This window comes from Pseudohongiella sp. (assembly GCF_011050365.1).
Classification (GTDB): domain Bacteria; phylum Pseudomonadota; class Gammaproteobacteria; order Pseudomonadales; family Pseudohongiellaceae; genus Pseudohongiella.
The window spans coordinates 212,280-225,573 of the sequence record NZ_DRFV01000016.1 but is presented as its reverse complement, the minus strand read 5'-3'; the positions used below and the strand labels follow the sequence as shown (position 1 = coordinate 225,573).

The following is a 13,294-nucleotide window of genomic DNA, read 5'->3' as shown; positions in this document are numbered from 1 at the left end:
CGCCACTCTGACTATAGCGTCTATATGGAGGCCGAGTGGATCAATTTCAAGACCTTAGCCATGGTTTCCGGACTTTCGCTGTCGAAATTGTGCAATTTATCCCAGCTTCTTAGCCAGGTCACCTGCCGTTTAGCCAGCTGTCGTGTGGCAATGATACCTCTTTCCACCATGGCATCAAAGCTGATTTCACCGTCCAGATACTGCCAAACCTGCCGGTATCCAACGCTTCTGACTGATGGCAACCCGGTATGCAGGTCGCCTCGCTGGTGCAGCCGCCGTACCTCTTCGACCAGCCCGACGTCGATCATCTGCCGGAATCTTCGCTCGATCTTTGTATGTAGTACGCTGCGCTCTGCCGGCTGGATTGACACAAACATCAGGTCTTCTGACAAGTTGTCAGGGACTTGGTTCCGGGCTTGCAGATCTGTCATTGACCGGCCCGTGACCATAAATACTTCAAGAGCGCGCTGCAATCGCTGCGGATCGTTGGGATGGATACGCTGCGCTGCGACACTGTCGACATCAGCCAGACGGGCATGCACAGCGGACCAGCCCTCCTGTTGTGCCATCGCGCTGATCTGTGCGCGAACAGCAGGATCGGCGCCGGGCAACACGGCCAGGCCATCGCGCAAAGCCTTAAAATAAAGCATGGTGCCACCCACCAACAACGGTATGCGGCCTTGATGGCGAATATCGGCCATTTCCCGGATGACATCGCTGCGGAACCGGGCCGCTGAATACGACTCTGACGGGTCCAGGAAATCAATCAGCCGGTGCGGCGCCAGACGCAGGGTCTCGGCATCCGGCTTGCCGGTACCAATATCCATGCCGCGGTATATCTGCGCCGAGTCGACATTAATGATGGCAAAGGGAAAGCGCTGCACTATGTCAATGGCCAGCGCTGTTTTACCAGATGCAGTGGGACCCATCAGGCAAATTGCCGGACACTTTTGCGCGATCAGATCCATGCCTTTTGCCTCGTTTTCCGGTGTCTGCGCACGGCCTGTTACTGCCCGCGAAGGAAAAGTTTGTCCAGGTCAGACATGCTTTGATACACCCAGGTAGGCCGCCCGTGATTGCACTGGCCGCTGCGCTCGGTGCGTTCCATGTCACGCAGCAAGGCATTCATCTCGGCGACACTCAGTTGTCGATTGGCGCGCACCGACCCATGACAGGCCATGGTCGATAGCAACTCATCCCGATATGCACTGATACGCTCGCTACGGCCATGCTCCCGGACATCAGCCAATACATCGCGCACCAGCTGCTCAATGTCAGCCCGCGCCAGAATGCTCGGCACCTGCCGCACAATGACCGACTCATCGGCGACACGCGCAATTTCAAAACCCAGTGTGGCCAGCTCATTTGCCTGCGCCTCGGCACATTCGGCTTCGGCCTGACTGACTGCGATTGAGATCGGTACCAGCAGAGGTTGCGCCTTGATGCTTTGACTGTCGCTGGCACTTTTCATGTGCTCATAAGTAATGCGCTCATGCGCGGCGTGCATGTCGACGACAATGAGACCGTGCTGATTTTGCGCCAGTATATAGACACCGTGGAGCTGCGCCAGGGCATAGCCCAGCGGCGGGACTTCCGCATCCTCACTAAGACGCTGATATAACGCTGACTGATCGGCCAGGCTGCCGGCACCCGGCGTCGCCGCCTGGCGCCAGCCGCCGCGATCAGCGCCGGTTGTGGCAATATTGGCACCAGCATAACCCCTGCCGGCCGCACTCCCACTACCCGCGAAAGATGAGGGGACATCAGGGGGAGCATACAGCTCGCCTGTGCTCTCATCGAGGCGCAGGCCCAGTGGCACCTGCTGCACAGGCGAACCCGCACCATCCGGGCTGGCAATTGATGACTCAACCGCCGCTGCCGGCGTTTCCATGTGATCCGCCGGCCGCACATCCGCCAGCGCCTTATGCAGAGAACGAAACAGAAAATCGTGCACCAGGCGCTGATCGCGAAAGCGCACTTCATGCTTGGTCGGATGCACATTGACGTCTACCAGCGCCGGCTGTAACTCCAGATAAAGCACAAATGCCGGATGCCGCCCATGGAACAGCACGTCGCGATAGGCCTGCTTCACCGCATGCGACACCAGCTTGTCGCGAATCACCCGGCCATTGACGTAGAAGTACTGAAGATCAGGCTGGCTGCGCGAAAACGTTGGCAGGCACACCCAGCCCCACAACCGCAAACCGGATGCTTCGATATCAATATAAACAGCATGTTCCAGAAAAGCGGGACCACACACCAACCCGATACGTCGCTGCTTTTCCTGAATCGACTGCGCGGCCTGTAGCTGATGCACGGTACGCTGATTGTGGCGCAGTGAAAATGCCAGCTCGAAACGACTCAGTGCCAGGCGTTTGACAACCTCATCAATCCGGCCGAACTCCGTGTTCTCAGTGCGCAGAAATTTTTTGCGGGCTGGCGTATTAAAAAACAGGTCACGAACCTCGACCGTCGTGCCTTGCGGATGTGCCGCCGGGGCGAGCGTAGGCGTCATCTCCTGTCCGGCAGCTTCTACCTGCCAGCCGCCACTGTCAGTGGCATCAACGGAACGGGAGGCGAGCAGCAGACGCGACACCGAGCTGATACTGGCCAGTGCTTCACCGCGAAAACCCAGACTGGCAATATTCTCCAGATCATCGAGATCTGCAATCTTGCTGGTGGCATGGCGACTCAAGGCAAGCGCCAGGTCTTCCTTATTGATACCCTGGCCGTCGTCTCGTATCCGGATCAGCTTGCTGCCACCCTGCTCGATTTCCACGTCGATACGCGCGGCCCCGGCATCAACACTGTTCTCCAGCAACTCCTTGACCACCGACGCCGGCCGTTCAACGACTTCGCCAGCAGCAATCTGGTTCGCCAGACGCTGACTGAGCAATGCAATTCTTTTCATGGGCAGACCTGTTCGCTTGAGGCACCGGTACGTGACGCGTAGTTGAACTGTGCACAGATCCGGCGCGCCGGTCTGTCAGTAGGCAGGAATAAGCAAAACCTGCCCGATGCGAATTGTATCATTGCGCAGGTCGTTTGCCTCGCGCAGTCGCGACAAACTCACTCGATACTGCTGCGCGATACCTGACAGCGTCTCGCCACGGCTGATGGTGTGCTCTGACACTGTCGGGGGTGCTGACACCACCGGTACCGGGCCGCCGCCGGGGATGGTCAGGGTCTGGCCAAGCTGCACGATGTCACCGCGCAGACTGTTGGCGGCCCGAAGCTGCGACATGTTGACGTTGTGACGTTGCGCAATCAACGACAGGCTGTCCCCTCTTTGTACGACATATTGCCGGTCGGGTCCCTGATTATTGGCTTTCTGCCACGCCACCAATGTGCCTTCTGGTGGACGTTCGTAGAAGTAATTCATCACCCCTTGCACAATCGCGTCAGCCAGCCGCCGCTGATAATCAGCAGAATTCAGTCGCTTCGCCTCAGTTGGATTCGACAGATAACCGGTTTCAATCAGCAGAGACGGGATATCCGGCGAGCGCAGAACCCACAAATTGCCCTGTTGCGGCACGTCACGACGCAACCTGGCGACAGTACCCATGGAATTGAGAATGTAGGAACCGGCGGCCACGCTTTGCTCAATGCTCCAGGTCATGGACAGGTCCAGCAGGGTCAGCGCCAGATCATCTTCAAAATTCTTCAGACTGGTATCACCCGACACTCCGCCCAGCAAATCTGCCGAGTTTTCCTTTTCGGCGACCCGACGAATGTTTTCATCTTCAGCAATGGTCTGCGACAACGCATAAACCGTGACCCCCTCCGCCCGTGATGTACTGAAAGAGTCAGCATGGATGGACAGGAAAATATCGGCCCGATTCTGTCGCGCCAGCTGCGGCCTTTGTTGCAGGCGAACGTAATAGTCCCCCTGGCGGATCATTACCGGCTCGTAACCCGGAATATTACGCAACCGCTCATAAACAGCCCGTGATATTGCCAATGCGACGTCCTTCTCGCGGATGCGGCCGTCATAACCGATTGCGCCCGGATCATCACCACCATGGCCGGCGTCTATGGCAACAACAATATTTCGCTGACTGGCAGACGCGATCGTTTGCCGCCCGGCCGGACTGGTTGGAGTCATTTCCGCCGGGCGGGCCGGAGGTTCGGTCCCAAGGTCATAAAGATCAACCACCAGGCGATCACCGAACTCTTCGCTGGGGGGCAAGGTAAAACTGGACGGATTCACCGCGCCGTCCATGTCCAGCACAATGCGGGTATCACTTTGGTTACGCGCGGCACTGCGCACTGATTTGACCGGACTGTCAGCCAGATCGAGTTCAGCTATATCGGCAAACATACGGGAGTCACTGACATCAATAACCACCCGATGCGGATTCTCCAGCACAAACACGCTGTATTCGACATGGCTGTCGACATCAATGACAACACGGGTGTAATCCGGCGACCGCCATACCCGCAGATCCCGGATATCGCCGGCAAACGTCAGGGATGTTGGCAGCAAGGCAACACAAAACAGCAGGCACAGCCAGACGGCCTGTGTCAGGGTCGCGATATCAGTCTTTTGGTGCCACGTCCTGTAGTCCAGCATTTTGCAACCCAACCCGTAAACGATCTGCAATTTCATGGCCGGTGGCGCTGCCTGTTTCACATACCAGGCGGCGGCCCTTGCCTGCGATTTCCAGCCTGAGTGTCAGGTCCGGCGCCGGCAGAAAACCTCGCCCCCGGCTGGGCCACTCAATCAGGCAGACAGCAGGCGGCGCGAAATATTCATCAACGCCGAGAAATTCTACCTCCTCTGGGTCCGTTAGTCTATACAGATCAAAGTGATAGAGGGGAAAGTCAAAATATTCGTAAGGTTCTACCAAGGTATAGGTCGGACTTTTGACGGCGCCCTGATAACCCAGACCCCGAATCAGGCCGCGACTCAGTGTTGTTTTACCCGCGCCCAGGTCACCGCACAGGTAGATAATGGCACCCTGACTGCCCAGCGACCAGCCGAGACAGGCGCCAACATTCTGCGTGTCGGCATCCGCCGGCAGAGCAATCGAAAATGATTCAGTTTCCTTTGACATTCAACACCCTGGACAACCATGGTAGTAAATCAGTGGCCAGTAAACCGCGCTCGCCAACAGCGCTCACGGCCTGATCCGCCGCCTCACCGTGAGCGCAGACACCACAGCGCAGCGCGTCGGCAGGCGACAGGCCTTGCGCTACCAAAGCCGCAATCACACCGGTGAGGATATCGCCCATGCCACCTGACGCCATACCGGGATTGCCCTCAGTGCAAACATCCACCTGACTGCTGTCACCGTTATTTGAATCCGCGTCCGGTGCGAACGCCATCAACGAACCCGCCCCTTTCAGCAAACACTGAGTCCCGGTCCGGGTCTGAAGTTGGGTGATGGCGGCAAAACGATCTGCCTGCACCTGTCCGGTGGTCGTCGCCAGCAGCCTGGCGGCTTCTCCGGGGTGCGGCGTGATAATCCAGTTTTTCCTCTGCTGCACAGTCGCCGATTCAGACCAGAACCGGTCATCCTGTGCGGCCAGATTCAGCGCATCGGCATCCAGCACCAGGGCTTTGTTTAGCAACACTCCCCACATCATGCAGTTTTGCAGCATCTGCCTGGACCAGGCAGATTGCCCAAGCCCCGGGCCAATGACCAATACCGTCGCTTTTTCTACCAGCTGTTTCGCCAGCAAACCTGCATCGCCCTGCCACGCGTCCAGGCCACACACCATGATTTCGGGTCGTCTCGCCAACATCGCCGGCACATGGACGGGCCGGGTGAGCAGACTGACAGTGCCGGCGCCGCTGCGCGCTGCGGCCTCTGCCGCCATCATGGCGGCACCACCAAACCCGCTATCGCCACCGATCACCAGAACACTGCCTGCGTGCCCCTTGTGTGCAGATCTGGCACGCGGCCGCAACACTGAGTTGAGCAGGTCCACGGAAACAGTTCTTGCCCCCGGCGCCTCAGCATCGGTCACAGCAGGATCAGCGCCACAATCATCAAAAACAATGTCTCCGGCATAGTCCGGACCACTGGAGGTATACAGACCACGCTTACGGGCGATGAAGGTGACGGTGGTGCTGGCCCTGACCGCAGCCCCGTTGACATGGCCGGTATCAGCATGCAGACCGCTGGGAATATCCATCGCCAACACTGGCTGCCCGCTGGCGTTAATCTGTGCGGTAGCATCAGCAAAATCCCCGCTCAGTTCGCCGTGAAAACCCGTGCCCAGCATGGCATCAACAATGACAGCATTGGCATCAGCGTATTGCGCTATCAGTGCCGACAAGTCCTGTGCGCTGTAAGGCAAGGCTTTGACACCAAGCGCGGCTGCGCTGTCAGCCGCCCGCCTGGCATCACCGCCAAACCTGGCCGGGTCGCCAATCTGCAGCAAATGCACGGGAGTGCCGGTTTGCCGGATCAGTCCTGCCAGCACATGGCCATCGCCACCATTGTTGCCCACGCCGCAAATCACAATGACAGCGCTGGCCTTGCGCCAGCGTTGACGCAAGACTGTTAACCCGGCTTCTGCAGCCCGCTGCATCAGTGTTATGCCCGGGGTGCCGGCAGCAATCAGCCGCTGGTCAATGGCCCGCACCTGAGCGGCGGTAAACAAAGGAAAACTCACGTCTACTCCATCCTGTTGATGAGACGCTGCATCATGCGCAGGGCGCTTTCCAGCTCCTCGACCGACGTATCTTCAGTATGGCCGATGGCCCAGGGATCCTGCACCGAGCGTAATTCGTTGTATACCTGCTGACCGTGATCGGTCAGCTGTACCAGAGAGGAGCGCTTGTGCCGCGGGTTGATTTCGTAGCGCACCAGCCCATCGGTCTGCATAACGTCAGTAATACGCTGTACCGCTTGCCGGGACTGCCCCAGTGCCCGAGCGATTCCCGGTACCGTAACGCCGGCGCTGGTCAGTGCCACGATACCAATCACCTTCCAGCGCGCGCTGGTGAGACCCACACCTTCAGCCATCCGATCTCCGTCTGCCAACAACAGACCATTGAGCCGGAAAATGGCCCGCACCAGATCCAGAAAAAGTTTACGCTTTGGAGAATGCACGACCGACACCCGCTGTTTAATTTAGGATGTAAGAATGCTGTCACTTTGACCGAATGTTGTCAATCTGCTAATTGGCCCGGCACCCGGACACCCAATCTGCGTGCCGTTAGCGGCGTCGGCGCGCGGCCCTTTGTATCGCCTTCAGGACGGCAGGTGGCGACATGGGTAAATCGACGTGCCGGACGCCGCTGGCACGCGATACGGCGTTGGCCACTGCACCCAGTGGCGGAATGATGGGCACTTCACCCACGCCGCGCACGCCAAAGGGATGCCGGGGATTGGGGACCTCCACCAACACGGTATCGATCATTGGCAGGTCTGAAGCAACCGGCACCCGATAGTCGAGAAAACCGGGATTCAACTGCGCGCCGTTTTCGTCATACATGTAAGCCTCATTCAGCGCCCAGCCGATACCCTGCGCCGCGCCGCCCTGCAATTGTCCTTCGACATAGGATGGGTGCACAGCTTTACCGACATCCTGCACCGCGGTATAACGCAGGACGGTGACCCGTCCGGTATCCGGATCGACCTCAACATCACAAATATGGGTACCAAAACCAGGGCCCGCGCCCTGAGCGTTAAGACTGACATGCGCCGCTATCGGGCCGCCCGTTTTTGCCGTCTGTGCTGCCAGTGCTGCCAGCGACAGGCGCTCTTCCCTGCCTTCGACATCGGTAACCGCGCAGCCATCCTGCCAGCGCACATGCTCAACGGACACGTCCCAAAGCGTTGCCGCGCGCTCCTGCAGTTTAACGACCATGTCACTCGCGGCCTGGATAACGGCCATACCCACAGCAAATGTGACGCGGCTGCCGCCGGTCAAGTCCGAGTAGGCAATCGAACTGGTATCGACGATTTGTGGACGTACCTGGCTGACATCAATCTGCAGCACTTCTGCCGCCATCAACGCCATGGAAGCGCGCGAGCCACCAATATCAGGGTTGCCAGTGGCCACCATAACGGTGCCATCCTCGTTCAGGGTCAGCGCCGCGCTGGACTGCCCACCGATATTGAACCAGAAGCCTGACGCCACGCCCCGGCCCTGATTTTTGCCCAATGGTGCGGCATAGTGGGGATGAGCGCGCGCGGCTTCCAGCGTCTCCAGGTATCCGATTTCCTTGAAGCTGGGGCCATAGGCGGTCCTGGTTCCCTCACGTGCCGCGTTCCTGATGCGCAGGTCGATCGGATCCATGTCCAGTCGCTGCGCCAGCATATCAATGAGACTTTCTGCTGCGAATGACGCCATGGGCGCGCCCGGTGCGCGATAGGCGGCGCTTTTCGGACGATTTACGACTATGTCGTAGCCGATCAGTTTTACATTGGCAATGTCGTAAGGCGCAAACGCCGTCATGCAGCCCAGACGCACTGGTGAGCCGGCAAAGGCACCTGCCTGGTAACACAGTATGCCCTGCGCGGCGACCAGAGTGCCGTCTTTGCGGGCACCGATTTTCATACTGATATAACTGCCCGGTGCCGGGCCGGTGGCCCTGAACACGTCAGCCCGTGACATCTGCATTTTTACCGGCAAACCACTTTTACGTGACAGCAAGACCGCCAGCGGCTCAAGGTAAACCGTGGTTTTACCACCAAAACCGCCACCTATCTCCAGCGGCATCACCCGAATCTGCGACAACGGCATGTCAAGCAGCCGCGCACAGTATGCCCGCACCATGAACTGGCCCTGACTGCTGCACCAGATTTCAGTCTGCCCGTCACTGGCGACCCGCGCCAGACACGCGTGTGGTTCGATATAGCCTTGATGCACAGGCTGCGTCGTAAACTCTTCAGTCAAGATGATATCAGCCTGGGCAAAACCGAGCTCGACATCACCGTGCACCTGCTCATGGCGACTGGCGATATTTGACGCCTGGACAGGCGCGGGATTGATACCCTTGGTGATCAGGTTCTCATGCAGTAATGGCGCACCCGGCTCCATCGCCTGCTGCACATCAATAACATGCGGTAACACCTCGTATTCAATATCGATCAATTGCAGGGCGCGATTGGCAGTTTCTGCATCCTTTGCGGCAACAGCGGCAATTGCGTGGCCCTCATACAGTACTTTCTCCCGCGCCAGGATATTGGCAGACATATCGCGGAAGTCAGGTGGTTGCGCGTTGATCATCACCTTGTCGTCGGGTATCGCCGGCATATCACTTGCCGTTACCACCGCCTTGACACCCGCCAGCGCCAGCGCCCTGGTGGTATCAATACTCAGAATACGGGCGTGAGCAAAAGGGCTGCGCAACACCGCACCATGCAACGCATCAGGCAGATTAAAGTCGGCACTGAACAAGGCGCGACCGGTTACCTTGTCGATACCATCGGGGCGCACCGGGCGGGTGCCAACCGAGCGCAGAGGCTTTTTCGTGGCATGCTTCATGATTGCGCCCCGGCATGGCTATCGCGCATGTTTTCTGCTGCCGCCAGAATGGCCCGGACAATCTTGTCGTAACCTGTGCAGCGACAAAGATTGCCGGCAATCCAGAAACGGACCTCGGACTCCGTGGGGGACGGATTATGATCAAGAAGCGCTTTGGCGGCGACCAGAAATCCGGGCGTGCAAATACCGCATTGCAGCGCGGCATGATCAAGAAAGGCTTGTTGCAAGGGGTGCAGTCTGTCGCCCGTTGCCAACCCTTCCACGGTACCAATCTGGTGATGTTGCGCCTCAACAGCCAGCACCAGACATGAACAAACCAGACGATCATCCAGCATGACACTGCAGGCACCACAATCACCTGAGCCGCAACCTTCCTTGGTGCCGGTCAGTTGCAGGTTGTCACGCAATACCTGCAGTAGCGTGTCACCGGGATCGCACAGAAATTCGGCTGCCTCACCATTGATATGCGTGCAAATATGCTGTTTCATGCTCTCTCCTTGGCTGTTGCGCGCTGACCTGCAATCAATGCGGCACGCACAGCGAGCACACCGGCCACGTGATTGCGATAGTCGATGGTGCCACGTTTATCATTGATCGGCCGGCACGAGGCTGATACCACTGATTTGAGCTGCACCATCACATCGTTATCAAGTCGCGTACCGAGCATGACGTCGGCAGCACGGGGTACCAATAACGGCACCGGTGACACAGCGCCCAGAGCAACCGATGCCGACACCACGACACCCTCATCATCCAGCGTCAGATTCACGGCGGCACCGGCAACAGCGATGTCCATTTCACTCCGGGGAATCAATCTGAGGTAAGCGTCAGCACTTCTGGCCGGCCGCGGCGGCAAATAAAAACTGACAATGAATTCATCAGTACCCAGGCAGGTTTTACCCGGCGAGTGTATGACGTCTGCCACCGCCAACGTGCGCTCGCCACGGCTTCCCAGAATCCGGCAACTGGCGCCGGCCGCAATCAGCGCAGGCACCGAGTCGGCGGCGGGAGACGCATTGCACAGATTGCCGCCCAGGGACGCACGTCCCTGAATCTGCACCGACCCGATCAGGTCCATGGCTTCGGTGACCCCCGGCCAGGCCTGCCGCAGTATTGCATTCTCATTGATTGCAGCACCGCAAACGCCGGCACCTACGGTAAACCCGCCGTCGCTGTCCTGCTCAATCACCATGAGCTCGGCGACACGCTTGATATCGACCAACACCGCCGGGCGTGGCATGCCACCGGCAAAGCGGGCGAGTAAATCCGTGCCGCCCGCCATCACCCGACCATGCCCGCCAGCCGACGCCAACAGCGCCGCCACGTCATCAAGTCTTGTGGGTGCCTGGTATTGCATGCGCTTACCCCGTAATTGAATATTTGTTTTTATTAGACCACAGCTTTCAGCCGACAGTGCCGGTCGTGGCTTTCAATCAGATCAGAAGCGCAGCAACAGTGTGATGGAGGCCTCGGTATCTGTTTTTTCGCGACCCACGGGCACTTCTGTCTGGTGCTTAACATTGATCGTAAACTTCATTGACAGGCTTTCCATGATATCGGTTTCGATAGAGGACTCCGAGCGACCGATACTCGAACGCTCACCGGCTTCCGCGCTCAGTACCTGGATAAACCGGGCGCTGTCGGAAATATCCCAGCTGTAGTCGGTAGACAGGCGGATAATCCCTTCCTCAAAATCGTCTTCGTCCGCTTCGGACGCTCGCGACACTCGCACACCGGCACCGATGGTATAGCTCAGGGACATGTTTTCCAGATCGCGCAATATGACCTGACCATAACTCACAGATGCATCGGTCTGGCTTTCGTAACCACTGAAGCGGTCATCTTCATGGGCCACCCGGCCCAGAATGAAATTATCCGGATCAAAGTTGTAGGTTGCGCTGCCCACGGTGTAGAGACGCTGAGCGGAGAGTTCATTCTCCGATGATGAACGAAAGCCATCGACGGAAAACCGGTATGACCAGTCTTCGCGAATGGCATCGAAGCGTGCCCTGAAGCGGATATTCTCATCTTCGGTGTTACCAGAAGTAAATATGGCACCCAGTTCCAGCTCGGTGGCCAGGTCCCAATCCTGCGCAGATGCCTGCGTACTGACCGATATCATACCCAACAGGGTCATCATGCATAACAGACGTTTAAGCGTTAGCAACATTCAACACTCCTTGCGTGCGAGTTCTAGTAATAATAGGGAATGAGCGTGAGTGGCAGCCCCCGGAGAACTGAATTCTGAGCAATTACGGCAGCAAAGTCCAGCACCGATCCGGACCGACAGCAGTCCGGCTTTTGGTATTTTTCCCATGACATTGCAGGTACAATACCGAGTAAATGCCAGACCAATGCCGGATCGTTAGTCATCGCACTGCAGGGCGCAGAGACGCCCCGCGCCTGGAGAGATCATGAAGACGTTGATTCTGCTCAGACATGCTAAATCAAGCTGGCAGGATCAGGCCCAGCGTGACATTGATCGCCCGCTCAACGAGCGTGGTCGTCAGGATGCGCCTCTGATGGCTGATAACCTGCATAAACGTGGCACGCATCCACAGCGCATTCTTTGTAGTCCGGCACTGCGCACTGTCTCCACTGCCGAAATTTTCGCCAATCACTTGTCGATCCCGAAAGAACTCCTGCAGCTTGAACGCCAGATATATCTGGCGGGCAGCGGACACTTGCTACATTTGATGCGTCAACAGGATGACAAACTCGACTCGATGATGCTGGTGGGGCACAACCCGGCACTGACCGACCTGTTTAATGAGCTGTGCAGGGAAGCCAGGCTCGACAACATGCCAACCTGTTGTGTAGCAGAGTTGAGCCTGCCGATTACCCAATGGTCCCGCCTCGATGTCGGGCAGGCGGAGCTGAAGTACATTGATTACCCGAAAAAAATTATCTGAAATCTTCCTGTGGACGACGCTGACGCTGACCGGCGCCAGCTGTACCTCACCCGCAGCACAAACCTTATGGCAGAGCCCACTGCATCAGGACCATGTTCTCGTCGGTAAAATATGGCTGACGGACCAGAACCGTCTCATCTCCCGCGAAGAACTGCTGACCCACCTGCAACAAAACCCGTTGCTGCTGCTGGGCGAAAAACACGACAACCCCGATCACCACCGGTTGCGCCTGGCGCTGTTGCATGACGTGTTACTGCCTGATAGTCGCTCACAGTTGGTACTGGAGATGATGCAGCGAACGCAGCAAACGCAGATTGATGCGCTGGCGACGGCAGAGGGCTCTCTCGCAGACCACACAACAGTGGCCAGCGAGCTGGCATGGGACAATGCAGGATGGCCCTGGCATTTCTACGGACCCGCCGTGATGCTGGCACTGGAGCGAGGTTCCCGTTTGCGCGCGGGCAATATCAACCACAGTGAAGTGATGCAGATTTATCGCGACACTGACGCCGGCAACAAACGCCAGGCACTGGAGACGGAACAACTGGCACAACTTGAGCGCGACATCGACAGCAGCCATTGTGGCATGCTGCCGCCAGCTCAGTTCCCCGCCATGGTCCGGGTACAGCAGGCCAGGGATCAGGCGATGGCAGACGCTCTGATGTCCGGGCCTGACTCCCTGGACCAGCGCATTCTCCTGGCTGGCAATTACCACATCCGGCACGATCTCGGGGTACCAAACTACCTGGATGGTCGCATCACCCGAAGGCCGCTGAGTGTTGCATTTCTGGAAGTGGATCCGGAGTACGATACGCCTGACAAATATTTGCAGCAGTTCTCTGAAACATACGCCTACGATGTGATCTGGTTTACGCCTGCGTTAACGCAGGACGATTACTGCGCCGGGATGCGCGCTTCGCAGACACAGTAACCCC

Annotated in this window: 12 protein-coding genes; 2 read left to right on the top strand and 10 right to left on the bottom strand. The window is 57.9% G+C overall.

Features of this window, described 5'->3' with window-relative positions; genetic code table 11:
* Positions 1-20: 20 nt before the first annotated feature.
* The 10 genes from miaA to ENH71_RS14050 all read right to left on the bottom strand — a co-directional run bounded on the left by miaA (position 21) and on the right by ENH71_RS14050 (position 11,617).
* A complete protein-coding gene (gene miaA / locus ENH71_RS14095) occupies positions 21-959 on the bottom strand; it encodes a tRNA (adenosine(37)-N6)-dimethylallyltransferase MiaA (RefSeq protein ID WP_317622428.1) in 939 nt (312 codons plus the stop codon).
* Between the two features lie 47 nt (positions 960-1,006).
* The gene (gene mutL / locus ENH71_RS14090) at positions 1,007-2,911 is read right to left on the bottom strand and encodes a DNA mismatch repair endonuclease MutL (RefSeq protein ID WP_294136335.1); all 1,905 of its coding nucleotides are present in this window, start codon (positions 2,909-2,911) and stop codon (positions 1,007-1,009) included.
* A 75-nt stretch (positions 2,912-2,986) separates the two neighbouring features.
* Entirely contained in the window at positions 2,987-4,609 is a 1,623-nt protein-coding gene (locus tag ENH71_RS14085) for an N-acetylmuramoyl-L-alanine amidase (RefSeq protein WP_294136337.1), read from the bottom strand.
* Positions 4,539-5,057 carry a tRNA (adenosine(37)-N6)-threonylcarbamoyltransferase complex ATPase subunit type 1 TsaE gene (gene tsaE, locus ENH71_RS14080; RefSeq protein WP_294136340.1) on the bottom strand — a complete coding sequence of 173 codons (519 nt, stop codon included), beginning with the start codon at positions 5,055-5,057 and terminating at the stop codon, positions 4,539-4,541. The genes ENH71_RS14085 and tsaE overlap by 71 nt, the downstream gene beginning before the upstream one ends.
* Complete coding sequence (locus ENH71_RS14075; protein ID WP_294136342.1) at positions 5,041-6,624, bottom strand: NAD(P)H-hydrate dehydratase; 1,584 nt, start codon at positions 6,622-6,624, stop codon at positions 5,041-5,043. Before ENH71_RS14075 ends, tsaE begins: the two co-directional genes overlap by 17 nt.
* A gap of 2 nt (positions 6,625-6,626) precedes the next feature.
* Positions 6,627-7,064, bottom strand: a complete 438-nt coding sequence (locus ENH71_RS14070; protein ID WP_294136344.1) for a MarR family winged helix-turn-helix transcriptional regulator — start codon at positions 7,062-7,064, stop codon at positions 6,627-6,629.
* Between the two features lie 106 nt (positions 7,065-7,170).
* Positions 7,171-9,447: a xanthine dehydrogenase family protein molybdopterin-binding subunit gene (locus ENH71_RS14065; RefSeq protein WP_294136345.1), complete on the bottom strand. Its 2,277-nt coding sequence runs from the start codon at positions 9,445-9,447 to the stop codon at positions 7,171-7,173.
* A complete protein-coding gene (locus tag ENH71_RS14060) occupies positions 9,444-9,935 on the bottom strand; it encodes a (2Fe-2S)-binding protein (RefSeq protein ID WP_294136346.1) in 492 nt (163 codons plus the stop codon). Before ENH71_RS14060 ends, ENH71_RS14065 begins: the two co-directional genes overlap by 4 nt.
* Positions 9,932-10,804: an FAD binding domain-containing protein gene (locus ENH71_RS14055; RefSeq protein WP_294136348.1), complete on the bottom strand. Its 873-nt coding sequence runs from the start codon at positions 10,802-10,804 to the stop codon at positions 9,932-9,934. The genes ENH71_RS14060 and ENH71_RS14055 overlap by 4 nt, the downstream gene beginning before the upstream one ends.
* 81 nt (positions 10,805-10,885) lie before the next feature.
* Positions 10,886-11,617, bottom strand: coding sequence for a DUF481 domain-containing protein (locus ENH71_RS14050; protein ID WP_294136349.1), 732 nt, complete (start codon positions 11,615-11,617; stop codon positions 10,886-10,888).
* A gap of 244 nt (positions 11,618-11,861) precedes the next feature.
* Here ENH71_RS14050 and ENH71_RS14045 point away from each other — a divergent pair, with 244 nt between their 5' ends.
* Together ENH71_RS14045 and ENH71_RS14040 are read left to right on the top strand one after the other, a co-directional pair.
* Positions 11,862-12,359: a SixA phosphatase family protein gene (locus tag ENH71_RS14045; protein ID WP_294136350.1), complete on the top strand. Its 498-nt coding sequence runs from the start codon at positions 11,862-11,864 to the stop codon at positions 12,357-12,359.
* Entirely contained in the window at positions 12,334-13,290 is a 957-nt protein-coding gene (locus ENH71_RS14040; RefSeq protein ID WP_294136351.1) for a ChaN family lipoprotein, read from the top strand. The genes ENH71_RS14045 and ENH71_RS14040 overlap by 26 nt, the downstream gene beginning before the upstream one ends.
* Positions 13,291-13,294: the final 4 nt, after the last annotated feature.

Coding starts and splice junctions, on each gene's coding strand:
- mutL (WP_294136335.1), bottom strand. CDS start 2,911: ATGAAAAGAATTGCATTGCTCAGTCAGCGTCTGGCGAACCAGATTGCT.
- ENH71_RS14085 (WP_294136337.1), bottom strand. CDS start 4,609: ATGAAATTGCAGATCGTTTACGGGTTGGGTTGCAAAATGCTGGACTAC.
- tsaE (WP_294136340.1), bottom strand. CDS start 5,057: ATGTCAAAGGAAACTGAATCATTTTCGATTGCTCTGCCGGCGGATGCC.
- ENH71_RS14065 (WP_294136345.1), bottom strand. CDS start 9,447: ATGAAGCATGCCACGAAAAAGCCTCTGCGCTCGGTTGGCACCCGCCCG.
- ENH71_RS14060 (WP_294136346.1), bottom strand. CDS start 9,935: ATGAAACAGCATATTTGCACGCATATCAATGGTGAGGCAGCCGAATTT.
- ENH71_RS14055 (WP_294136348.1), bottom strand. CDS start 10,804: ATGCAATACCAGGCACCCACAAGACTTGATGACGTGGCGGCGCTGTTG.
- ENH71_RS14050 (WP_294136349.1), bottom strand. CDS start 11,617: ATGTTGCTAACGCTTAAACGTCTGTTATGCATGATGACCCTGTTGGGT.
- ENH71_RS14045 (WP_294136350.1), top strand. CDS start 11,862: ATGAAGACGTTGATTCTGCTCAGACATGCTAAATCAAGCTGGCAGGAT.